Genomic DNA, 21,272 nt, shown 5'->3' with positions numbered 1-21,272 from the left:
ATCTCCTCCTTCTTATAGCGTCTAAGCTAATATCTGTACTTGCCTATCATCTTTCGCGCATTTTTCATTGGCGAACACGAGCTTTGTCTGCAGCTCATAGACCAATGCACCGGAGCTTGGTTCCAATTCCTCTGGCAAACGGAATGTGAACGGCTTCTTCATTTGTTCATTTGATTTCAATTGCTTGGTCATAAAAATGCTTAATACATTCTTTATATTCACTATTTTATCGTTTGCACTGTTTTTTATAACCAAATCGCAATCCAATCTGTTTAAATTCTGGTCCTTCCAGCCTCCGAGAAGCTGAAAATGACCCTCTATTTTTTCGCCTGCATGATAGCTTGCCTGATTCAGTTCGAGCTTGATGGATGGTGCCCTGAGCTGCATCAGTTCTAAGCATTTCTTCAACACGGAATTATTTCCTCCATTTGTGTGTTCTAAACGAAAAGGACCCCCACAGTGTGAAGGTCCTGTCTGTAATCAGTCTTCACCAAATTGGCAAAGGTCTGGCAAACAACTTAACGTTGTCAGTTAAACCGGCGATAGCAAGCTATCACGTGTTGTCGACTTAACTGGAAGCTACTCCCCTTTGGAGCAATCACAATCCTATTCTATTAATCTGCAATATAGCATACACGATTGTTTGTTCTCTGTCAATATACCCCAAATCACATGCGGTTGAGCGGATACGTAGCAGAAGCAAAGTAACGATCATGAAGGACATTGTGGTGATGACGTTCATGGCCAAGCATTATATACGCCAGCGAGCGTACAGAAGTGACATGACCGTTTGCCATACCCTGTCTGACCCAATCCTGATCGTGCAGTGATTCCAGCAGAGCGATCGTGGACGCACGCACTGCCTTATATTGCGCCAGAAGGCTCGCTACTGTCATCTCCGTGAATTTCGCTTGCAGCACATAGGAATCTTCATGAAAACCAGGCAGCGGCGTCACATCTCCGCGGGCAATGGTAAGCAGTCGATAAGACATAATCCTTTCTGTGTCTGTAAGGTGGCCGATCACTTCCTTGATCGTCCATTTTTCATTGTCGTAAGCGAATCGGGCTTGCTCGTCTGTCAGGCCTTGCAGAAGATTGGATGTTTGCCTTTCCTGTTCCTTAAACAGAGCTACTATATTTCCCTCAGGCACAAGTTTCATGTAATCTTGGAAATAAGCAGGATATTCTGTCGTACTAGGTCTCTCTTGCATGTAATCACCTTTTTTCTTTATATGATTTCGATTAGGTTAGGAAAAGTAGAGCTTTATAGATTGACGATATAGTTATTTTCCCTAAAGGTAAAGGAAACAGTCCCTGTTAGGATGAAAATAGCTAGAAAGCAGGAAAAGCAGCGCCCGGAATTACGGAGGATGGACTAGCTTTTTTACTATTTTATGCACCTACTTCCGTGTTCGTGCGTATGATAACTGTACAAGCCCTTGTTCCAAAGAAAAGGAGTGCTGGAAATGGCTGATTTTGAGCAGATCGTTGAGCAGATTCACATGTCTGGTTCTGATACAATGCCCCATTTAACAGCGTACCCTTCCTCTCTCGTTTTGATCGGGACTGGCAGGAGCGCATTTGCATTCCGCCTTACGGAAACTTCTAAAGTAATGAAGGTATTTTTTCCTGCCTTCCGTCACATTGCAGCGGAAGAAGCGGAAATCTATAAAACACTTGAAAGCAATCACTTCTTCCCGGCTCTTCATGCAGCCGGAAACGGTTATCTAGTAATGGATTATATCCCCGGCCATACACTGTACGATTGCCTCCGCGCGGGGATTCCCATAACAGATCATCATATAGCCGACATTGATAATGCCTTGGCGGGCGCAGCAGCAGAAGGATTGAATCCATCTGACATTCATCTGCGGAACATCTTAATCACACCAAATGGAGACATCCGATTAATCGATCCTGCCAGGTTCCGTCAGCAAAAGCATTGCACACAATGGGAAGATCTTCACCGTGCCTATGAAAAACTCTACAAGAAAAAACTTTTTCCGAAAAAGGTTCCCGGCTTTTTGCTGGAACTGATTGCCTATCTGTACAAAAGACGAAAATCCTTCACCATCCAAGCACCATCTAATAAAGCCATTCATTAAAGGAGAATTGAACATGACAATCACCATTTCTCAAGCAGAAGCCTACCAAATCGAACGTATTGCCCATAGCGGTCTTGGAAGAGAACAAACCGCAAAGCTAATAGAGGCAGGTGAATGGAGTACAATTCAGGACAGCTACCCAAAAGCCGATCCAGAAATGCTCCAGTCGCAGAAAAGCAAACTTATATCCGCTTTGAAAGATGGCTACACCATTTCCTTCCCTACCTTCAATGGTGTACGGAACCTTCTGCACTTGCGCTTCGGTTTAGAGGAGGATAAGGATTACGTTGTAGATGACAAGTCAGTACAGAGCTTGAACACAGATGAACCTACAGCTGCCATTTTACGCACGATGTTTGAGCCATTATGGAAAGTGGAAGCAAACAGCGGAAAATTGTCTATCATCCATATCAGCAAGCAATAAAAAAACTGCCGACGCACAAGTGCGTCGGCAGTTTCTATTCCGCGAAGGAATCTTTCTTATTTTACAGCTTCTTTGAAATCTTTACCCGCTTTGAAAGCTGGCGCTTTGGAAGCAGGGATTGTGATTTCTTCGCCCGTCTGTGGGTTACGGCCAGTACGTGCTGCACGCTCTCTTACTTCAAAAGTACCGAAGCCTACAAGCTGTACTTTTTCTTCTTTAGCAAGTGTTTCAGAGATTGTTTCAAGTAGTGCATCAACTGCTTTGCTTGCATCTTTTTTAGATAGTTCTGCTTGTTGTGCTACTGCTTCTACTAGTTCTGCTTTGTTCATGAAAAACACCTCATTTGATAAATTTATACATAACCTTCACCTGATGTAAAAGCTGTATGTTTTAGATTAATGTGCAGGAACATAGATGTTCCCGTATTTCCTTATTATAGCATGCATCCCTGTGTTCATGGCTATTAATCTGCATTCTTAACATTGCTGCAACAGCATTTTCACAGGTTTTCCATTTAAAAGATAAGAACTGGATGATACAGTTATTCCCATTAAACAGAATTGTAACCCTATCAACTTGTTGTGTGCAAAGATTTTACATGCTCTTTCACTTTCTGGATATTCGCCATCTTATTATCCCAGCACTTCTGACTAAGGTCGACAGGATATTCCTCAGGAGCTTTCGGACGTTTATACTCATCCCATAGCAGAGATAGATTATCTTTCGCATAAGCCTTGATATCTTCAATAGCTGGCAGCTCGTATACAAGCTCGCCGTCCTGGAATATTGTCTGATGCAAATTAACTGCATCGTAATTCGTCACAAACTTGCTCACATACGTATGGACAGGATGGAACATCTTCAGATGATCTTCTTCCTGCGGATTTTCATCCTCCATGGCGATGTAGTCGCCTTCGGATTTTTTATTGATCCGATTGACGATTCGGTAAACCTTCTTCAATCCTGGCGTCGATACCTTCTCGGGATTGGCACTGATTTTGATTGTATCCTGCATAGCACCATCATCCTCGATGCTCACCAGTTTATATACCGCACCTAAGGCCGGCTGATCATAAGCAGTAATCAGCTTCGTACCTATGCCCCAGATATCTATTTTAGCTCCTTGTGACTTCAAGCTTTGAATCGTTTCTTCGTCCAAATCATTCGATGCGGAAATCTTAGTATCAGTAAATCCGGCATCATCCAACGCTTTCCGAGCCTTTTTGGATAAGTAAGCCAAGTCTCCGCTATCAAGTCTGATTGCAGTGAACTTAATCTTATCACCCTGTTCCTTTGCAACACGGATAGCATTCGGTACACCAGAACGAAGCGTATCGTATGTGTCGACAAGGAATGTACAATTCGTATGTCGCTCTGCATACTTAGTGAATGCAGTATATTCATCACGGTAAGCCTGAATCATTGAATGTGCCAATGTCCCTGCTACCGGAATGCCGAACTTCTTGCCGGCACGAACATTCGAAGTAGCCTCAAAACCGCCGATATAGGCTGCTCGCGTACCCCAGACCGCTGCATCCAACTCATGCGCACGACGGCTGCCCATCTCTAGTGCAATCTCATCGCCAAGCAGGAGCTTGATTCTGGATGCCTTTGTCGCAATCAGCGTCTGGTAATTGACGATATTCAAAATTGCCGTCTCTACCAGCTGCGCCTCAGCCAGCGGAGCCTCGACCCGCATAAGCGGTTCATTGCTGAAGACAAGCTCTCCCTCAACAACAGAGTACACAGTTCCTGTAAAGCGCAAATCCTTTAGATAAGCCAGGAAGTCTTCCCCGTAGCCAAGCTCATCCTTTAAGTACGCCAGATCACTCTCTGTGAAACGGAATTGCTGTAAATATTCTATAACACGTTCCAATCCTGCAAATATGGCAAAGCCATTACCGAACGGCAGCTTGCGGAACGAAACCTCGAACACTGCCTTTCTTTCATGGACCCCATCGCTCCAATACGTCTCCGCCATATTGATTTGATAAAGATCTGTATGTAAAGCCAGTCCATCATCTGGATATTGCGAACTCATGCTTGAAACCTCCACTAATCAGCCCGTTCTCTGACAGCTGTTTTCCCGTATCCGTTTACATAAGGCAACGGGTATCTTATTTGTTCCATCTATTGTACCGCAAAAATGGTAAAAAACATAAAAAAAACGCCGAAAAACATCAAGAGATGCTTTCAGCGGTTTGTTAATGTATATGCTTAATACCCGCGATATGGATTATCATTCGTTTCTTTTCAGCATTTTCCAGGCAAAGTGTTTGGTCCAAGAGATTCAGATTATGATATCTTCCGGTAAAGGTATGCAGCATGCCGTTCTCATAATAAGAGATCGTCATATCACCTGTTTCCTTAAGCGCTTTCAAGATCATTCTCAGCCTCTCCTTTCTGTATACCCTCCACTTTATATTGTTAGTATACGCTATAAAGTAACCGCTTACACATAACAGTGTGACCAATTTGTGAAGTTTTATACATAAAGAAAGGTATCTTTCAATTTCTATTTTGCAAGGAAAGATTTCTTTTAGAATGCTCGGGAAATTTGCATCGTTTTACATATATTGTAGACAGTTTGTTCAATATTTGTTTCCCCATTAATCAACGCCTCTGACAAGTCCATCACTCCCGGCATGATACTGAACACAGCATCTATTCCATGGTCATACACTGCCTCGCTTCCTTCACCTACATTTCCGGCGATAGCAATGACCGGAACTCCGAATTGTTTTGCTGTTCTCGCTACTCCTATTGGTGTCTTTCCATAAATCGTCTGGCCATCAATCTTTCCTTCGCCTGTAATAACCAAATCTGCGTCCTTAATATGATCAGCCAACCCCGCTGCTTCTTTGACTATGGTGATACCGCTCTTTAGTTCTGCGGGCAGGAAAGCCACTAACCCTGCTCCTAATCCGCCTGCAGCTCCTGCACCTGGCAGCTGCTTAATTGATTTCCCGATAGTCTGTTCTACTTTCTCAGCGTAATGTGTGAGTATCTCGTCTAATTGAATGACCATTTCGTCATCCGCACCTTTTTGCGGACCGAACACGTAAGATGCACCATTCTCCCCAGTCAGCGGGTTCTCCACATCGCAGGCTACCTCTACTTGGACATGCTGCCAGCGCGGATCTACTCCTTCTGCTTTTACTTCGGAGAGTTTCTTCAAAGCTAGCGCACCATCTTTCAGGAGCTGGCCTTTTGCATCAAGGAATTCAACTCCTAGAGCAGCAGCCATACCTGCGCCTCCATCATTCGTTGCGCTGCCGCCAAGGCCGATGATGACATGCTCTGCCCCTGCATCTAATGCGGCCTGCATCAATTCGCCTGTTCCACGCGTTGTAGCCCGAAGCGGATCCCGCTGATCACGTGGTACAAGATGGAGACCCGATGCCTCAGCCATTTCAATAACAGCCGTTTTTCCGTCACCAAGCATACCAAATACTGCAGTCACTTTATTCCCAAGAGGTCCTGTCACTTCACGTGTATGCAGCTTGCCGCCCGTTGCGTCGACCAGCGATTGCACAGTCCCTTCACCGCCATCTGCCATTGGTACCTTCACAACTTCCGCGTTCGGAATCGCCCGTTTGATTCCCTGTTCACATGCAGATGCGGCTTCCAAGGCTGTCATACTCTCCTTAAAGGAGTCAGGAGCTACGACAATCTTCATAGTGCAGCTCCTGCCTTCTCCTCCAGCACCAAGGAATATTCGCCTACCCGGTCTTTCTCATACAGATTTGTAATGCTTGTGCTGTATTGTTTAATCGCTGCTTCGAAAGCAATGTTTTCTTCCGGAACTTCCACTCGAAAATCATCTTTATACAGCAAAACAGCTACATCATGGTAATCCTCACTTGTTACGGGGAACTTGAAGCTGATCTCGTTCAATTCCTTCCCGTTTTTCGTGACATATTTATGTTCATAATCATAAGCCGCCAAATCCATGCCGTTCACTACTACTTTTCTGTTCATAACTTATCATCTCTCCTTTTCCAATAAGTGTATCACCTCTTACTTTTGGAATACAAAAGCTAAGCATGGTTCCTACTGCATTGTGTAATGCCTGATGCTATCCCGGAGAAATTGAGCTGCTCCTTCTCTGATTTTATTGTCGTAATATGCCGTGAAACGCTCGTCATGGACATACATCTCTGCTAGACCTGCATGTGCTTCTTTGGAGTAGGCAGACCAATTGAATGACAGCCATTCCCGATGCAGCTCAGCAGTCTGCATTGCACCTGGTGATGTTGGATCTCCTCCCTGCATTGCACGCTTCAATTTTTCGAATAAACGCTGCTCAACTGCCTCCATTTTCCTATACTGTTCCTCGCTCAGACCACGATATTTTTGATTGGCAGCTTCTACTGCTTCTTTGCCATATGCTTCTCTGATTTCTTCTCCATAATTAGCCTCATTTTCAGCGATTTTCTCTACCTTGAAGCCTATGAATTTCTCGTTATCGGTCATCTCTACCTTCCTTTCCATCGCTTGTATGCTTTTTTCAACGTTTCCAAGAAGCATTCGGATATGCTCCTGCTTATACAACAATTTATCTCGATGCTCCTCTAAAGCCTTCTTCCTATCGAAATCAGGAGAATAGATAATAGACTTAATCGTTGCGAGATCCACATCCAACTCTCTAAAAAAAAGAATTTGCTGCAACAGATCCACTTCTTTCTCCGTGTAAATCCGATAACCGCTCGCATTGATTTCAGCTGGATGCAGCAAACCAATTTGATTGTAATAGCGCAGTGTACGCTTGCTTACACCAGCAAGCTCTGCCAGCTTCTGAACGGTGTATGTCATTATGATTCCCTCCTTCTGACTACAATCTAAACGATGACGCTGCGTCAACCGCAAGCCTTTTTTAAAGAAAAAAGACAAACCGATAAAATCAGTTTGTCTCCAATGTACTCCGCCACACGGACGCAGGAAGCTGGCTTTCACGCAAAGTGTCGATAAGTGGATAAGGTTGCAAATCCAGCTCTTCGTACTCTTCAACTGTTGCCCAGAAGAATTTAAGATGCGGCTCCTGGCTCTCGACCTGCTCCTTATCAATCACAGCTTCAAAAACATGCGTCAGTTCAAAATGTACTGTATCATCGTGCTGCCAACTATGTTCGAAGTCCCCGAGAAAGCTAGTGATCCTGCCATTTACACCAAGCTCTTCCTGCAGTTCCCGCAGCAGGGCTGTCTCAGCGCCTTCTCCAATTTCCACATGACCACCAGGCAGGAAGCTATTCTGCCATCCTTCAGCCTTAGCAAGTAAGATGCTGTCTCCTTTTCGGATTACAGCACGGGCAAGGCGGTGAAATTCTTTCTTTTTCATATAATGCTAATCTCCTTAGAAGAAATCATAGATGTACGGTTCACGCCTTGGGATACTCAGCTCGAATTTACGGATCATTTCCTCTGGTCCGTCTATCAATCCTGCCTGCCAAAGAACAAGCGGACGCTTGTAACCAAACGCAATAGCAGCAAGCATATTGATGGATAGCTTAATGCCTTTCGCCTCTGATGAAATCACTGTGTTTTCATCCTTAAAAGTAAAAGTATCGTTATTTTCCTTGATGATCGTATCCTCCACATGCAGCACAACACCTGCAGGACTTCCTTGCCAATCGTATTTCTCGAAGAAGGCTGGTACATCTAAAATACGAGCCATGAAGTATGGGTAATGCTTCACTTCAAGCTGTGGATCTGGCAACATGAAGACGAGTGGATCATGCGGCGGCAGGTCTAATTTTACTTCCTCAAACATGGAATCATGCTGCGCAAGGAAATTCCACAGACCGATACGTGCCTCGGCATTAAGCGCAACAAATTGCGAAACATCTAACTTGTCACGCGAAGAAATCTCATAAATGATATACCCTTGCGCCTTGCCCTCAGAGTCACGATACAGGGCAATAAAATCATGGTCGCGGTATACCCGATACTTCCACCAAAAGTCTTCCCGCGCAAGCATGCCGCTGTATGTAGCTGCATAAGCAGTATAAATATCTTCAATTTCCTGCGTATGTTCTTCTTTTTTCATACGTTCAATTGTTCCATTCACCGGAGCCAGACGAATGAGGTCCTTCTTCTTCAGTGTATAAATCGTACGATCCGTAAATAACTCGTATCCAAACCGGCGATAGAAGTCGACATAAAATGGATGCAGCATAGAAACAGGCATCCCTTGCTCACGCATGTGATAAAGCGTATCAGTTAATAGTTGCTTGATATATCCATTCCGGCGATATTCCGGATATGTTGCCACTCCGGCAATCCCGCCCATCAGCATTGTCTGCTCACCAAGTTTGATCGAAAGAGGCAACAGCTGCAGCTTAGCAGCCAACTTCCCATTTTCCTTGATACCATAAAGCTCCTGGTGCTGATCCATCTGCTCCAGTCTTGCGTCTAGCTTATCCTCTGGTATGCGGTAACGGAAAGCATACTCCGACATCCGCATCGCCGCTTCCAAATCCTGCTTCTGCAACCGTTCTGACTGCATCCTGATCCCTCCTCTAATTTTCCCTTTTACTATAGCATAGACATGCACAAACCTTATCATCAACCAGTATTCTTTTTGGGTGAATGATGTCCCTTCTTTTTATCTGCAGTAAGAAGAAAAATCGAAAGCAGCATAACACTTGCCCCTGCGATCTTTTGCCATGTGACTTCAACCGGGAAGAAAGGAAAAGAGATAACAGCGAGCAGTATCGGACTAAATGCGCGTATCGTATTGGCAATCGAAAATCTCAAATACTTCAATGCTTCATATAGAAACAGTGTGCCAATGAAACCCGTCAGTAAAGAAGATAATGCAATCAAACCTATACCTGAGAACGATATAGTTCCTTCCCAAAGCTGTCCAGTAACGATTGCATAGAGCGTCACAAAAACAAGCGCGATACAGTTATTTGTGAACAAGATAGAATTGGAATCCTTATCGGTCGCCATCGTTTTCTTAATATAGATATTGGAGAGAGCAAAGAAGAATGTCTGGAAGAGTGCACACACGCTGCCTATCAAGCTAGCACCATATACGTTTGCCGTATCAATAAATAGAAAGATCCCTAACATGGCTGCGAGGATAAAGAACGTTTCTTTTCTGTTCAATCGCTCCTTCAGGATGAGCAAAGACAGCAGGATTGCGAATACCGTGTAGAAGCGGCCAATAAACCCTATCTCAACGGGAGATAACAAACTGGTGCTTATGTAAAGGAGAATAACACCGAACGAATTTAGCACCCCGAGCAGAATCATCTCTTTATCTGCATAAAAGGTTACTTGTTTACCTTGAACCCATCCGAATAGATAGCTCGCTAGTAAAATAACGAGCACATTAATGATTGCAGCTTTTGCCGGGCTTATTTCTAGCACGCCGAACTTAGCCAGCAGAGGTCCTATCGCCATCATTAGAATTGAAATAAGGTTATAGATATGCCCTTTTCGTTCCATAACGTCTCCCTTCTTTCCGCTTAGCATGCGCAGATAAAATCTATTCACTTCCTCCAAGGTTACTATAAATAATCTACTAAAATGTATTTATAATTAATATTTTTCCACCAAAATCCAAAAACATAGTATATAATGCTCAAGAAAAGCAAATTTTACCACTATACACACTCTTGTTTTTCCAAATTCAAATAAGGAGTGTTTTGTTTTATGTTAGCACTTGCACTAATTTTTCTGGCGTTATTTTTAGCAGCACTTATATTTCTTGTTTTAGGGTTAATTAACCCTAGGTTCGCTTTCTTCAAAAGACGACGGCATATTCTGTATATATATCCAGGTGCAATTCTCCTCTTCTTCTTTTGCATGATCACTTTCACTTTTAGTTGGTCCGTAACAAGTGACGGTAATGCAACTCTAGCAACACAAAATGATGCTGATGCTGACTTACAACAGAAACTAGATACTTTAACAACAGAGAAGGATGAACTTCAAAATCAATTAGACGCATCAGCTCAGGAAGTGAAGGACCTGACATCTACGATTTCAGATCTAAAGAAGAAAAACGATGACTTGAACCAGGATGCAAAAGAAAGCGGCAAAAATAAAGAAACCTTAGAAACTAACATTGAAAAATTAGAAAAAGAGAAAGACACATTACAAGGTGATTTGGATTCTGAAAAAGAGAAAAACAGCACGCTAACAACTCAACTCTCGAATGCTGAAGACGAAATTGATAATCTAGAGTCCAAAGCAACAACATCAGTACAAACAGCTTCTAGTAGTAACGAAAATACTTACGAAGAAGAGTCAAATGACACAGCGGCAACTAGTGTTTATTTTGACAACTGTACTGCTGCTAAAGCAGCTGGAGCAGCGCCAGTTAGCGAAGGAGATCCTGGATACGGCAGGCATCTAGATCGTGACGGAGATGGAATAGGCTGTGAATGGTAAGAAAGGTAAGAATGAAAGCTGTCTGATATTCAGATAGCCTTCTTTTGATTCTACACCTATAGACCTCTTACAATATGAGTGTCAACGCAAAAAAAGAGCGCCCTCTCGGCGCTCTTCTTTCTTATCGTTTGTTCATGTCATTCGGATGTGCACCTTTACGGCGTCCTGCATCCAATTTGTTGATTGCATCCATATCCTCTGCAGAAAGCTCAAAGTCGAATACTTGGAAGTTTTCTTCGATACGGGATGGTGTTACCGATTTCGGAATGACGATTGTGTCATTCTGAAGGTGCCAGCGAAGCACAACTTGTGCAGCTGTTTTGCCAAGTTTTTCAGCAATTGCTGTCACAACTTCATCTTTTAGCACATCGCCGCCTTGGTCAAGCGGGCTCCATGCTTCTACAAAGATGTCATGCTTTTTGCAGAAGTCTTTTAGTTCGTTTTGTGCCAAGTACGGGTGGCACTCCACTTGGTTCAAGACTGGTACGATTTCTGTTTCTTTCAAGAGACGTTCCAAATGCTCGATTTCGAAGTTACATACGCCGATAGCTTTCACGCGACCGTCTTTGTAAAGCTTCTCTAGTGCTTTGAACGTATCTACATACTCGTCATATTGAGGAGTAGGCCAGTGGATAAGATAAAGATCCACATATTCAAGACCAAGACGCTCAAGGCTTGCTTCAAAAGCTGCAATTGTATTGTCGAATCCTTGGTCAGAATTCCATACTTTAGTTGTGATAAACAGATCTTCTCTGTTTACGTTAGCTTCCTTGATTGCTTTGCCGACTCCTGCTTCGTTTTTGTAGATCATTGCTGTGTCGATGCTTGTATAACCAACTTCAAGTGCTTTCGCTACTGCTGCAGTTGCTTCTTCATCTCCAACCTGCCAGACTCCAAAGCCAAGCTGTGGCATTTTCACGCCATTGTTCAGTGTTACATAGTTCATTTAAAAGCACTCCTTTAGCGGTTTTTCTCGTTTAGTATAGCGTTGCCTGCATTAGGCTGTCATGTAAAATGCCTATGCATTCACACGACCTCCAACGGTACTTTCGACATCGGTGGCGGGAACTCCTTGTCTAATTTTGCAAGATCTTCTTTATTTAAGACAAGATTACCAGCCTCAGCATTTTCCACCACATGAGCAGCCTGTCCCGCTTTTGGAATACTGAGTACATGCCCTGACTGAATCGTCCACGCTAAAGCAATCTGTGAAACAGAAACATCGTATGCTCTTGCCAAGTCACGGACTGCGGCATTATGCAGGATTTCCTTTCGGTCACCTTGCGCTAATGGACAATATGCCATAATCGGAATGCCTTTTTCCTTCTGCCATGGAAGCAGATCATATTCGATTCCTCGTGCAGTAAGATTGTAGAGTACTTGATTGACTGCACAATTCTGTCCGTTTTCAACATTCCATAGCTCTTCCATATCATCTGTATCGAAATTAGATACACCCCAGTGCTTAATCTTTCCTTCTTCCTTCAACTGTTCAAAAGCTGCCACCGTCTCACCAAGCGGCACCGCTCCGCGCCAATGAAGCAAATACAAATCCAGATAATCTGTTCCTAATCGCTCCAAGGAACGATCGCAGGCTACAAGCACATCATCGAATGCTGCATGTGATGGCAGCACCTTCGAAACGAGGAAAACTTTTTCCCTTCGATTTGCAATTGCCTCTTGTACGAGCCGTTCGGAGCGGCCATCACCATACATTTCAGCTGTATCAATCACCTGCAATTCCTGATCAAGTCCCGTGCGCAAGGCCTGAATCTCATCATGACGCGTCGACTCGTCATCCCCCATATACCAAGTTCCTTGTCCGATCGCCGCTAATTCTGTTCCATCCGGCAGGGTAATAGTCTTCATCGTATTCTCCTCCTTAAATACTTACTTTTTCCCGGTCAGCTATCTTTATCAAACGTTTGATCAATATATAGATGGCAGCTTAACTGCTCTTATTGGCAGGATACACCATCTGCTATTGTTTTTCCTCTGCTGACCGTTACACTGGAAATATCAACAAATAAAAGACAGAAGGTGTGCTATGAAAATCACAATTCAGGAGGACGACAATTGCCAGGAAACCGAGGTGCAAATCACCTGCCGTCAAACAGACTCGAGCATTCTAGAACTTGTCAAAATCCTATCAATCTCTAACAAGGAACGATTGTCTGGTGAGAGGAACGGCGAGCTGCATCTTCTCCAGCCAGAATCCATCTACTACATTGAATCCGTGGACAATACAGTATTTCTCTATGATAAGAACGCTGTATACCAATCCTCATTAAAGCTGTATCAAATAGAGGAGTCGCATTTCAGTCCTGATCTTATACGTATATCTAAATCTGTTATCGTCAATCTTTCAAAGGTGGAAAAGCTAAAGCCCACTCTAGGCCGGAAACTCACAGCCACCCTCACGAACGGAGAAAAAGTCATAATTTCCAGGCAGTACGTACCGCAGCTAAAACATAAGCTCGGATTAGGAAAGGAGGAGTAATGATGAAGACTATCGTAAGTTTCATCCAAACATGGGGCATCATGTTTATGTTCTCTATTTTGGCAACAAGCGTATACATTTATGCCTTCATCGGAAATAACACAATGGATATTGCCCTTGTACCTCAAAATCTGCTTATTACTTTTGTGCTGACTTGGATACAGCATTTGTTTCTCAAGCGAGCAAATGAATCTAACATCCTTACCCGCTCACTTCTGTTCCTGATTGTTGTCTTGGGTACTTTCACAGGTTCCGCTGCTCTGTTCGGCTGGTTTGATACAAGTAACTGGAAGCTGCTCGGGTTATTACTTGCTCTTGTTATCTTCATTTATATCGTCCTTTGGGCTATCTATCGTCTTATTCATAGTGTTGAAGCAAAGCAATTGAATGAAGAACTGGCTAATTATAAAAGGAAGAAGGCTGGAGCGAATGAAAATCATTGAAATTAATAATCTAACGAAAAGCTATGGTAAGTTCATTGCTGTGAATGACATATCCTTCGATGTGGAGAAAGGGCATCTATTCGCATTTTTAGGTGTAAATGGCGCGGGAAAGTCGACAACCATCCATATGATTGCAACCCGCTTGCAGCAGTCAAATGGCACTATTTGCGTTGATGGTTTCCAAGCGGGCAAGGATGACGCAGAAATTCGCAAGCGGATTGGTTTGGTTTTTCAAGATAATGTACTCGATGATGTTCTTACCGTAAAGGAGAATCTCGACATGTGGGGGCGTTTCTATGGTATGTCGAAAACTGATACTCAAAAAAGTATCTCCTGGGTAACTGATACCTTGCTGCTGGAACCCATCCTAAAAAAACAATTTCGGCATCTGTCAGGCGGACAGAAACGGCGTGCAGAGATAGCCCGGGCACTGCTGCACCGGCCAGCCATTCTATTCTTGGATGAACCGACGACTGGTCTGGATCCTCAAACAAGAGTCGATGTGTGGAAAACAATTGCAAGTCTGCAGCAGCAGCTCCAGATGACTGTATTTCTGACGACGCATTACATGGAGGAAGCGGCTGAAGCAAATCAAATTGTTGTCATCGATAAAGGTAAAATCAAGGCTCAGGGCACACCAGCTGAGTTAAAACGGCTTTACGCTTCAGATACATTACGCTTGCAGGTGAACGATAACGATCTTGCAGCAACGTATTTAGATGAACATCGTCACAGCTACAACCTTAAGAACGACTCGTTTCAAATCTCCGTACCAAACAGTTTGCAAGCGTACCATATCCTGCGACATTTAGAGGACAGTATCACCGATTTCGAATTAATTAAAGGCAGTCTGGACGATGTGTTCATTAACTTAGTAAAGGAGAATACACATGCACACAATCTGGCAGCTGACAAAGCGCTCTAATCGATTGTATTTTCGTGACAAGACTGCTGTCTTCATGTCTTTACTCACAACAAGTATCATTATTGTCCTTTATTTGCTTTTCTTAGCTGATGTGACGACTAATTCGGCACAGCAAGCAGCTCAGGGAGCCGTTGGCATGAAGGAGCTGATGCAAAGCTGGCTTCTCGCCGGAATCATTGTAGTCATTTCCCTGACAGTCACATTGGCTGTTTTAAGTACGATGATTGAAGACGCGGTCAGCAACCAGCTGCACGCTTTATTGATTACGCCAATAACAAGAACTCAATTGGTTATCGGGTATCTATTATCCGCTTGGCTGATCGCTGTACTATTTTCTGTCGGCGCCTTGCTCATTGCTCAAGGATACTTCTGGTTGAGTGATAAACCTACCGTCACTTGGAATGGCTTACTATCGGCGATCGGTTTAATCATGCTGATTACTTTTTCTTCGGCAACTTTCCTTTTCGCTATTACAGTTCTAATCCGTTCCAGAAAATCTTTTTCATCGATGGGTACTCTGGTCGGTACCTTATCCGGATTTCTGCTTGGCATCTACATACCAATCGGACAGCTACCGACATTTGTGCAGGAAATAACCAAGTTCTTTCCCCCGACTTATGGTGTCGCAGCACTACGTGACGTTCTGATGCAGCCTGCAATTGAAACTACCTTTGCCGATGCTCCCGCCCCGATTTTAGATGGGTTTAAAGATACATTTGGTTTGCAAATCACCTTATTTGATTCTGCTGCTCAACTGCCCGTTATACTCGGTATTCTCTTTCTGACAGGGGTTATATTTTTAAGTCTTGGTGTATGGATGCGATCAGTTCGAATGTAGATAAACATTGATAATGGGTACTAGAAGTATATTAGAATGATGTTGTATCATTCTTCCTAGTTAACATCATTGCAGTAGTGTATGGATTGCAATTATTAAGAATATGGTTGATAAAAAAATGAAAAGCATCTTCATCCAAATGTGATGAAGGTGCTTATTTTTCACCTAAACAAACGATTGATCATAAAACAAATGCCGACAAATTCTATTCTTGAAGATACCGATACAGCGTTGTCTTACTGATACCTGTCTCAATGGTTATTTCAGCTATCGAGTATTTCTTACTTCGATACATATCGATAGCTTTTTGAACATTCCTATCTGGTTTTCGCGGTCTCCCGCCCGCTCGGTTCTTTGCTTTTGCCTCAGAAAGCCCTGCCTTAGTTCTTTCTCCTACCACTTCTTTCCGGAATACAGCAATCTGCTCCAAATGCTGAAAAAACGAGTCTTCTCTCGTATCAATACTATCCTCGATCGATACAAGATCCGCTTGCTTCTCCTGCAAATTACGGCAAATTTCGATCAGATGCTTTGTCGAATTTGCCAGGCTGTAAAGCTTGCGCACAACAAGCACATCCCCGTACTGCAGCCTTTCCAAGAGTTCCTCTAATAGAGGCTGACCTTGCACGTCTTCCTTCTCTTCTATCATTGTTTCGCAGTTCATCATTTCTGTTGGCTGCATATCCCATTTTCCCTGAACAAACTCACGTATATATCCAATTCGCAATTTATCTCACTCCAAATAAAGTACCAAAAACGTTAGTTTTGGTTCCAAAAGTACCTGAATCATGTTACAGTAAGCTTATCAAAATTCGGACTCGACTTCTATGAGACTTAGAAGTCAACAAAATAATATAAATGAGGTGTATTTAAATTGGCAGCAGTACAATTAAATAAGCAATGGTTTGGCAACATCCGCAGGGACATTCTTTCCGGTATAGTTGTTGCTTTGGCTTTGATTCCGGAGGCAATAGCATTCTCTATCATCGCAGGCGTGGATCCGATGGTCGGATTATATGCATCCTTCTCGATGGCAGTTGTCATTGCTATCGTCGGCGGCAGACCGGCAATGATCTCTGCAGCAACCGGCGCAATGGCTTTATTGATGGTGACATTAGTGAAGGACCACGGATTACAATACTTATTCGCTACTACAATTTTGACTGGTGTATTGCAGCTCGTATTCGGCGTATTAGGTATTGCCCGTTTTATGAAATTCATTCCACGCTCTGTCATGATCGGATTCGTGAACGCACTCGCTATTCTGATTTTTATGGCGCAGGTTCCACATTTCATCGGTATCAATACGACTACCTATATCGTAGTGGGGGTAACGCTTGCCATCATCTATTTGTTCCCACTCATCACGAAAACTGTTCCTGCTCCGCTTGTTGCCATCTTGGCAGTGACAATTATGTCGTTGTTCCTGCATATTGACGTTCGGACTGTCGGTGATTTAGGAGAAATAAAACAAGCACTGCCTTCTTTCCTGATTCCTGACATCCCTCTCAACTCGGAGACATTGCAAATCATTTTCCCGACTGCACTTGCTTTGTCGATTGTCGGATTGCTGGAATCCTTGTTGACTGCCACAATCGTCGATGACATGACGGATACAGGCAGTAACAAGAACAAAGAAGCCCGAGGACAAGGTATTGCCAATATTGTAACTGGCTTTTTCGGCGGGATGGCTGGCTGTGCGATGATCGGACAATCCGTCATTAACGTCAAATCCGGCGGCCGCGGACGGCTTTCTACTCTCGTTGCAGGTATTTTTCTAATGTTTCTCATCCTTGTATTAGGAGACTGGGTAGTAAGAATACCAATGCCCGCACTTGTTGGGGTCATGATCATGGTTTCAATCGGCACGTTTGACTGGTCCTCACTGCGCAGCCTTACCCGTGTCCCTTTATCCGATTCAACCGTCATGGTCGTGACTGTCATTGCTGTTGTGGTGACGCATAACCTGTCTATCGGTGTATTTATAGGCATTCTGCTGAGCGCTATTTTCTTTGTTGCTAAAATATCGAAAGTGAAAGTCGAAAAAAGAACCGACACTACAGCAGATCATATTCGCTACACTATTACCGGACAACTGTTCTTTGCTTCCGTGACCGATTTCACAAGTAGCTTTTTCTTTGGAAATTCAGCAAAACAAGTAACACTTGATTTCACCAACACTCATGTTTGGGATGACTCCGCAGTGGCAGCGATTGACAAAGTCGTGCTAAAATTTAAGGAGAAGGGCTCTTCCGTTACCTTAGAAGGGTTGAACAAAGATAGCCAAGCACTTATGCACAAATTGACAACTAGCGATTCAGCACATGTGAACGTATCAAACCATTAAAAGGCGGTGCATCCATGTTTAAGAAAATCGTAGTAGCAATTGACGGGTCCGACCACTCCTTCCTTGCAGCAGAGCACGCCATACAGCTTGCAAAGCTGCAGCCTGGAACTCACGTGGAGGGAATTCAAGTTCTTGATTATGAAAAAACAAAAGCAGATGTTCTGCACAGTACTGATCCAATTCAACTGCAAAGCAAACGCGACGAAAAGCTCCAGCGTTTCCGTGATGCTTTCGAAGCAGCATCTATCCATTACAAACTGATCATGAAACACGGCGAACCTGCACCGATGATCTTAGAGCATGCACGTGATACCAAAGCAGATCTCATTATCATCGGCAGCCGCGGACTAAATCCACTCCAGGAAATAGTCCTTGGAAGTGTCAGCAGTCGTGTAGCGAAACGAGCAAAATGCTCTGTCATGATTGTCAAATAACTTCCGTAACAAAAGGCTGCCGAAGGGTTTCGGCAGCCTTTTTCATAGCCTATTATAGAAAAAAATCGAGGTGTGAATTGATGAAGATACGCAAGCTCCACCCAACTGAAACACCACCCATGGATCTCTTGCTCGAAGCTGATCCATCTATAACAAAAATAGAGTCTTACCTTCGTCAAGGAAGCAGTTTTATTGCAGAAACGGACAATCATATCTCCGGCATTTACGTTCTGCTGCCGACCAGCTCAGAAATCGCGGAAGTAATCAATATTTCTGTCAGAGAAGCTTATCAAGGAAAAGGTATAGGTAAAAAACTCATCCATCATGCGATTGAGCAAGCCCGCGCACAGAGCTATGCTTATCTGGAAGTAGGAACAGGCAATTCCAGTATTGATCAAATTGCCTTCTATCAAAAATGCGGCTTCCGCATGATAGCAATTGATCATGATTTCTTTCTCCGCCATTATGAAGAACCTATCTTTGAAAATGGTATTCAGTGCAGAGATATGGTCCGTTTCCGTTATAATCTTTAAATTGCATCTGTGGTACTTTTTTGCATTTAATCCGGTACGGCAGAAAGCTCTGTTAAACCTAAATTCTCTCGCAGTGTGTGACTCTTATAATCTGTTGAATAATAGCCCTGTTCCTCCAGTATAGGTAGAACATGTGTTATAAGCTCTTCAAGTGCCGGCGCTAGAATTGGCGCCCCAAAGATAAAGCCATCAGCAGCATCTTGATCGATCCATTCGATAAGCTTATTTGCAATCTGCTCATACGTTCCGAAAAATTCACCCTCCGGTACTGTTATCTGCAGTGCTGTCTCACGGAGAGTAAGCTGTTGATCCTTTGCTCGCTGCTTAATAGCATCTGTTGTAGATTGAAAGCCGCTTTTCCCAACGTCTCCGATATCGGGAAAAGGTTCGTCGAGTGGGTATTGACTGAAATCAAAATGATCGAAGAACCTGCCCAAATAAAGCAGCGCATCATCAATCGACGTATAAGAAAGGATTTGCTTATACTTTTCTTCTGCTTCTTCTAATGTGCTTCCACCGATAACCTGAATACCTGGGAAAACACAGATCTGTCTTCCATTCTTCTCAGCTCGGTCTTTTACATCCTTATAATATTGTTTTGCTTCCTCCAAAGTTGCAGCATTCGTAAAGACCGCATCAGCATTAGCTGAAGCGAAGTCTCTACCTGCTTCTGAAGCCCCTGCTTGGAAGATGACCGGCTGACCTTGCGGCGAACGAGCGATATTCAACGGGCCTTTAACCGAAAAATAATCGCCGTTGTGATCAAGTGTGTGCATCTTTTCTTCATTGAAGAATTGGCCTGTTTCCCTGTCACGTACAAAGGCGTCATCATCCCATGAATGCCATAATCCCTGCACGACCTCAAGGTACTCCTGGGCAATTCGATATCGTTCTGCATGATCCGGATGCTGTCCTTTGTTATAATTAGCAGCCGCTCCTTTATTCGGTGAAGTGACGAGATTCCATCCTGCCCGGCCGCCGCTCAGCATATCCAGGGAAGCAAACTGTCTGGCTACAGTGAAGGGTTCACTATACGTGGTAGACAAGGTCCCGACGAGACCGATATGACTTGTGACCGACGCCAAAGCAGATAATAAAGTTAAAGGCTCGAAGCGATTTAGAAAATGAGGAATCGACTGATTGCTGATACTCAACCCGTCAGCAATAAAGGCAAATGTGAATCCTGCAGCTTCTGCTTGCTTCACGACAGACTGGTAATAGCGGATATTCACACTTGCATCGACAGGTATACGAGGGTCCTTCCACGCGTGCATATGATTTCCCGGCCCTTGGATCATGATACCGAATTGGATTTTTTTAGCTGCTGACATTCGCTTTCTCCTTTCTCGCCGAATGATACTGAACAGGACTGAGCAAATGGAAGGATTGCATCCGTTGTTCCTTTGTTCCGATGCTCGTCAGAAGCAGAAATTCGTCTATATCGTACTCCCGCTGTAATTGTCCCAAACGATGATGTACATCGTCTGCTGTACCAGCGATAACTTCGATCGTATGTGCTTCAATTTCGAACGCTTCACCTGTCTGATTCCCTAACTTCTCTGCTTCCTCTCTTGTCGTCACCGTGACTGTCTTACCGGCTGTTTTAACTTTGTATACTTTACTATCCCCGGCTAAAGCTACAGCGGCCTGCCTGCTGTTCGCGGCAAAGACCGGCAGACAGCAAATGAATCTGCCTTCTGGGTACTGATTTCGGTAAGCTTGCGCTGTACGTTGAAGTTCCTCTCTATCACCATTGATAAATGCTGCAAATACGAAGTTCCAGTTATGCTCAGCAGCAAGTTCCGCACTTGCCACACCTGCTCCTAGCAGAAATCTTTCTGGCGGTTCTACTGGGATAGGACTAGGCAATGCATCTGTGTAGCTGCCTGTTAAAAGCAGGTCCAGCTCTTGGAGTTTCTCTGTAAAAGGGAACGTGTCCGGCCCACCTTGCCGCAGTGCCGCTGATGTTTTCGGTCCTCCCCCAGGTCCTTTCCCGATACCTGCATCAATACGGCCAGACGCAAGATTCGCTAAGACGTGGAAGTTTTCTGCTATCTTATACGGACTATAATGCTGAAGCATTACACCTCCGCTACCAATCCGGATCGTTTTTGTTTTAGCCAACAAATAACTCATCAAAATTTCTGGTGAAGTGCCTGCAAGCTCTTCTTTTCCATGATGCTCTGAAACCCAGAATCGATCATATCCCCATTCTTCTGCTTGCTCAGCAAGTCGAACAGTGTTGTGCAGCGCATCTTGCGGATTGTCTTCTTCCGCTAATCGACTTTGATCCAGAATGCCCAATCGATAGGTCATGGAA

Annotated in this window: 26 protein-coding genes; 10 read left to right on the top strand and 16 right to left on the bottom strand. The window is 43.8% G+C overall.

Annotated features, from left to right (window positions below):
- Positions 1-21 precede the first annotated feature (21 nt).
- Both GZ22_RS00500 and GZ22_RS00495 read right to left on the bottom strand, forming a co-directional pair.
- Positions 22-411 carry a sporulation protein gene (locus GZ22_RS00500; protein WP_038557667.1) on the bottom strand — a complete coding sequence of 130 codons (390 nt, stop codon included), beginning with the start codon at positions 409-411 and terminating at the stop codon, positions 22-24.
- A 257-nt stretch (positions 412-668) separates the two neighbouring features.
- Complete coding sequence (locus tag GZ22_RS00495) at positions 669-1,211, bottom strand: DinB family protein (RefSeq protein WP_038557665.1); 543 nt, start codon at positions 1,209-1,211, stop codon at positions 669-671.
- A 255-nt stretch (positions 1,212-1,466) separates the two neighbouring features.
- On the opposite strand from GZ22_RS00495, the gene GZ22_RS00490 reads away from it, so the two are divergent.
- Entirely contained in the window at positions 1,467-2,105 is a 639-nt protein-coding gene (locus GZ22_RS00490; protein WP_051747894.1) for a hypothetical protein, read from the top strand.
- Between the two features lie 13 nt (positions 2,106-2,118).
- The gene (locus GZ22_RS00485) at positions 2,119-2,529 is read left to right on the top strand and encodes a hypothetical protein (protein ID WP_038557664.1); all 411 of its coding nucleotides are present in this window, start codon (positions 2,119-2,121) and stop codon (positions 2,527-2,529) included.
- 56 nt (positions 2,530-2,585) lie between these two features.
- Here GZ22_RS00485 and GZ22_RS00480 read toward each other — a convergent pair whose 3' ends face one another.
- The 9 genes from GZ22_RS00480 to GZ22_RS00440 form a co-directional block, all read right to left on the bottom strand.
- Positions 2,586-2,858: an HU family DNA-binding protein gene (locus GZ22_RS00480; protein WP_038557662.1), complete on the bottom strand. Its 273-nt coding sequence runs from the start codon at positions 2,856-2,858 to the stop codon at positions 2,586-2,588.
- 242 nt (positions 2,859-3,100) lie between these two features.
- Complete coding sequence (locus GZ22_RS00475; RefSeq protein ID WP_038557661.1) at positions 3,101-4,570, bottom strand: nicotinate phosphoribosyltransferase; 1,470 nt, start codon at positions 4,568-4,570, stop codon at positions 3,101-3,103.
- A gap of 163 nt (positions 4,571-4,733) precedes the next feature.
- Positions 4,734-4,916: a YolD-like family protein gene (locus GZ22_RS00470; RefSeq protein WP_038557659.1), complete on the bottom strand. Its 183-nt coding sequence runs from the start codon at positions 4,914-4,916 to the stop codon at positions 4,734-4,736.
- A gap of 152 nt (positions 4,917-5,068) precedes the next feature.
- Entirely contained in the window at positions 5,069-6,208 is a 1,140-nt protein-coding gene (locus GZ22_RS00465) for a glycerate kinase (protein ID WP_038557658.1), read from the bottom strand.
- Positions 6,205-6,510 (bottom strand): DUF3219 family protein, encoded by a 306-nt coding sequence (locus GZ22_RS00460; protein WP_038557656.1) that lies wholly within the window; start codon positions 6,508-6,510, stop codon positions 6,205-6,207. Before GZ22_RS00460 ends, GZ22_RS00465 begins: the two co-directional genes overlap by 4 nt.
- 72 nt (positions 6,511-6,582) lie before the next feature.
- On the bottom strand, positions 6,583-7,344 hold the full coding sequence (locus GZ22_RS00455) for a MerR family transcriptional regulator (protein ID WP_038557655.1): 762 nt from the start codon (positions 7,342-7,344) through the stop codon (positions 6,583-6,585).
- An 88-nt stretch (positions 7,345-7,432) separates the two neighbouring features.
- Positions 7,433-7,867: an NUDIX domain-containing protein gene (locus tag GZ22_RS00450; protein ID WP_038557653.1), complete on the bottom strand. Its 435-nt coding sequence runs from the start codon at positions 7,865-7,867 to the stop codon at positions 7,433-7,435.
- A gap of 15 nt (positions 7,868-7,882) precedes the next feature.
- Positions 7,883-9,034 carry a GNAT family N-acetyltransferase gene (locus GZ22_RS00445; protein WP_038557652.1) on the bottom strand — a complete coding sequence of 384 codons (1,152 nt, stop codon included), beginning with the start codon at positions 9,032-9,034 and terminating at the stop codon, positions 7,883-7,885.
- A gap of 59 nt (positions 9,035-9,093) precedes the next feature.
- Complete coding sequence (locus tag GZ22_RS00440; RefSeq protein WP_051747893.1) at positions 9,094-9,984, bottom strand: DMT family transporter; 891 nt, start codon at positions 9,982-9,984, stop codon at positions 9,094-9,096.
- Between the two features lie 207 nt (positions 9,985-10,191).
- Here GZ22_RS00440 and GZ22_RS18140 point away from each other — a divergent pair, with 207 nt between their 5' ends.
- Positions 10,192-10,932, top strand: coding sequence for an excalibur calcium-binding domain-containing protein (locus tag GZ22_RS18140; protein ID WP_038557650.1), 741 nt, complete (start codon positions 10,192-10,194; stop codon positions 10,930-10,932).
- Between the two features lie 121 nt (positions 10,933-11,053).
- On the opposite strand, the gene GZ22_RS00430 is transcribed toward GZ22_RS18140, so the two are convergent.
- Both GZ22_RS00430 and GZ22_RS00425 read right to left on the bottom strand, forming a co-directional pair.
- Positions 11,054-11,878, bottom strand: coding sequence for an aldo/keto reductase (locus GZ22_RS00430; protein WP_038557648.1), 825 nt, complete (start codon positions 11,876-11,878; stop codon positions 11,054-11,056).
- An 80-nt stretch (positions 11,879-11,958) separates the two neighbouring features.
- On the bottom strand, positions 11,959-12,801 hold the full coding sequence (locus tag GZ22_RS00425; protein WP_051747892.1) for an aldo/keto reductase: 843 nt from the start codon (positions 12,799-12,801) through the stop codon (positions 11,959-11,961).
- Positions 12,802-12,979: 178 nt separating this feature from the next.
- Here GZ22_RS00425 and GZ22_RS00420 point away from each other — a divergent pair, with 178 nt between their 5' ends.
- The 4 genes from GZ22_RS00420 to GZ22_RS00405 are packed head-to-tail and all read left to right on the top strand — an operon-like array spanning position 12,980 to position 15,638.
- Positions 12,980-13,432: a LytTR family DNA-binding domain-containing protein gene (locus tag GZ22_RS00420; protein WP_038557646.1), complete on the top strand. Its 453-nt coding sequence runs from the start codon at positions 12,980-12,982 to the stop codon at positions 13,430-13,432.
- Positions 13,432-13,875, top strand: coding sequence for a DUF3021 family protein (locus GZ22_RS00415; protein WP_084160591.1), 444 nt, complete (start codon positions 13,432-13,434; stop codon positions 13,873-13,875). Before GZ22_RS00420 ends, GZ22_RS00415 begins: the two co-directional genes overlap by 1 nt.
- A complete protein-coding gene (locus tag GZ22_RS00410; protein ID WP_038557644.1) occupies positions 13,862-14,800 on the top strand; it encodes an ABC transporter ATP-binding protein in 939 nt (312 codons plus the stop codon). Before GZ22_RS00415 ends, GZ22_RS00410 begins: the two co-directional genes overlap by 14 nt.
- On the top strand, positions 14,766-15,638 hold the full coding sequence (locus tag GZ22_RS00405) for an ABC transporter permease (RefSeq protein WP_038557642.1): 873 nt from the start codon (positions 14,766-14,768) through the stop codon (positions 15,636-15,638). The genes GZ22_RS00410 and GZ22_RS00405 overlap by 35 nt, the downstream gene beginning before the upstream one ends.
- Before the next feature lie 205 nt (positions 15,639-15,843).
- Here GZ22_RS00405 and GZ22_RS00400 read toward each other — a convergent pair whose 3' ends face one another.
- Positions 15,844-16,365, bottom strand: a complete 522-nt coding sequence (locus GZ22_RS00400; protein WP_038557641.1) for a recombinase family protein — start codon at positions 16,363-16,365, stop codon at positions 15,844-15,846.
- Positions 16,366-16,512: 147 nt separating this feature from the next.
- Between GZ22_RS00400 and GZ22_RS00395 the strand changes: the two genes are divergently transcribed.
- From GZ22_RS00395 to GZ22_RS00385, 3 genes are all read left to right on the top strand, one after another.
- Positions 16,513-17,985, top strand: coding sequence for a SulP family inorganic anion transporter (locus tag GZ22_RS00395; protein WP_038557640.1), 1,473 nt, complete (start codon positions 16,513-16,515; stop codon positions 17,983-17,985).
- 14 nt (positions 17,986-17,999) lie between these two features.
- Positions 18,000-18,419 (top strand): universal stress protein, encoded by a 420-nt coding sequence (locus GZ22_RS00390; protein ID WP_038557638.1) that lies wholly within the window; start codon positions 18,000-18,002, stop codon positions 18,417-18,419.
- Positions 18,420-18,499: 80 nt separating this feature from the next.
- Positions 18,500-18,952 carry a GNAT family N-acetyltransferase gene (locus tag GZ22_RS00385; protein ID WP_038557636.1) on the top strand — a complete coding sequence of 151 codons (453 nt, stop codon included), beginning with the start codon at positions 18,500-18,502 and terminating at the stop codon, positions 18,950-18,952.
- Positions 18,953-18,978: 26 nt separating this feature from the next.
- Here the strand turns inward: GZ22_RS00385 and GZ22_RS00380 are convergent, their stop codons facing one another.
- Both GZ22_RS00380 and GZ22_RS00375 read right to left on the bottom strand, forming a co-directional pair.
- Positions 18,979-20,283 carry an LLM class flavin-dependent oxidoreductase gene (locus tag GZ22_RS00380; protein WP_038557634.1) on the bottom strand — a complete coding sequence of 435 codons (1,305 nt, stop codon included), beginning with the start codon at positions 20,281-20,283 and terminating at the stop codon, positions 18,979-18,981.
- Positions 20,270-21,268 carry an MsnO8 family LLM class oxidoreductase gene (locus tag GZ22_RS00375; protein WP_038557631.1) on the bottom strand — a complete coding sequence of 333 codons (999 nt, stop codon included), beginning with the start codon at positions 21,266-21,268 and terminating at the stop codon, positions 20,270-20,272. The genes GZ22_RS00380 and GZ22_RS00375 overlap by 14 nt, the downstream gene beginning before the upstream one ends.
- Between the last annotated feature and the right edge of the window lie 4 nt (positions 21,269-21,272).

The organism is Terribacillus saccharophilus, from assembly GCF_000725365.1.
Taxonomy (GTDB): domain Bacteria; phylum Bacillota; class Bacilli; order Bacillales; family Amphibacillaceae; genus Terribacillus; species Terribacillus saccharophilus.
This window is presented reverse-complemented; position numbering and strand designations above follow the sequence as displayed.

Coding starts and splice junctions, on each gene's coding strand:
- GZ22_RS00490 (WP_051747894.1), top strand. CDS start 1,467: ATGGCTGATTTTGAGCAGATCGTTGAGCAGATTCACATGTCTGGTTCT.
- GZ22_RS00405 (WP_038557642.1), top strand. CDS start 14,766: ATGCACACAATCTGGCAGCTGACAAAGCGCTCTAATCGATTGTATTTT.
- GZ22_RS00440 (WP_051747893.1), bottom strand. CDS start 9,984: ATGGAACGAAAAGGGCATATCTATAACCTTATTTCAATTCTAATGATG.
- GZ22_RS00390 (WP_038557638.1), top strand. CDS start 18,000: ATGTTTAAGAAAATCGTAGTAGCAATTGACGGGTCCGACCACTCCTTC.
- GZ22_RS00430 (WP_038557648.1), bottom strand. CDS start 11,878: ATGAACTATGTAACACTGAACAATGGCGTGAAAATGCCACAGCTTGGC.
- GZ22_RS18140 (WP_038557650.1), top strand. CDS start 10,192: ATGTTAGCACTTGCACTAATTTTTCTGGCGTTATTTTTAGCAGCACTT.
- GZ22_RS00445 (WP_038557652.1), bottom strand. CDS start 9,034: ATGCAGTCAGAACGGTTGCAGAAGCAGGATTTGGAAGCGGCGATGCGG.
- GZ22_RS00415 (WP_084160591.1), top strand. CDS start 13,432: ATGATGAAGACTATCGTAAGTTTCATCCAAACATGGGGCATCATGTTT.
- GZ22_RS00380 (WP_038557634.1), bottom strand. CDS start 20,283: ATGTCAGCAGCTAAAAAAATCCAATTCGGTATCATGATCCAAGGGCCG.
- GZ22_RS00470 (WP_038557659.1), bottom strand. CDS start 4,916: ATGATCTTGAAAGCGCTTAAGGAAACAGGTGATATGACGATCTCTTAT.
- GZ22_RS00375 (WP_038557631.1), bottom strand. CDS start 21,268: ATGACCTATCGATTGGGCATTCTGGATCAAAGTCGATTAGCGGAAGAA.
- GZ22_RS00410 (WP_038557644.1), top strand. CDS start 13,862: ATGAAAATCATTGAAATTAATAATCTAACGAAAAGCTATGGTAAGTTC.
- GZ22_RS00385 (WP_038557636.1), top strand. CDS start 18,500: ATGAAGATACGCAAGCTCCACCCAACTGAAACACCACCCATGGATCTC.
- GZ22_RS00425 (WP_051747892.1), bottom strand. CDS start 12,801: ATGAAGACTATTACCCTGCCGGATGGAACAGAATTAGCGGCGATCGGA.
- GZ22_RS00465 (WP_038557658.1), bottom strand. CDS start 6,208: ATGAAGATTGTCGTAGCTCCTGACTCCTTTAAGGAGAGTATGACAGCC.
- GZ22_RS00495 (WP_038557665.1), bottom strand. CDS start 1,211: ATGCAAGAGAGACCTAGTACGACAGAATATCCTGCTTATTTCCAAGAT.
- GZ22_RS00460 (WP_038557656.1), bottom strand. CDS start 6,510: ATGAACAGAAAAGTAGTAGTGAACGGCATGGATTTGGCGGCTTATGAT.
- GZ22_RS00455 (WP_038557655.1), bottom strand. CDS start 7,344: ATGACATACACCGTTCAGAAGCTGGCAGAGCTTGCTGGTGTAAGCAAG.
- GZ22_RS00475 (WP_038557661.1), bottom strand. CDS start 4,570: ATGAGTTCGCAATATCCAGATGATGGACTGGCTTTACATACAGATCTT.
- GZ22_RS00480 (WP_038557662.1), bottom strand. CDS start 2,858: ATGAACAAAGCAGAACTAGTAGAAGCAGTAGCACAACAAGCAGAACTA.
- GZ22_RS00420 (WP_038557646.1), top strand. CDS start 12,980: ATGAAAATCACAATTCAGGAGGACGACAATTGCCAGGAAACCGAGGTG.
- GZ22_RS00485 (WP_038557664.1), top strand. CDS start 2,119: ATGACAATCACCATTTCTCAAGCAGAAGCCTACCAAATCGAACGTATT.
- GZ22_RS00450 (WP_038557653.1), bottom strand. CDS start 7,867: ATGAAAAAGAAAGAATTTCACCGCCTTGCCCGTGCTGTAATCCGAAAA.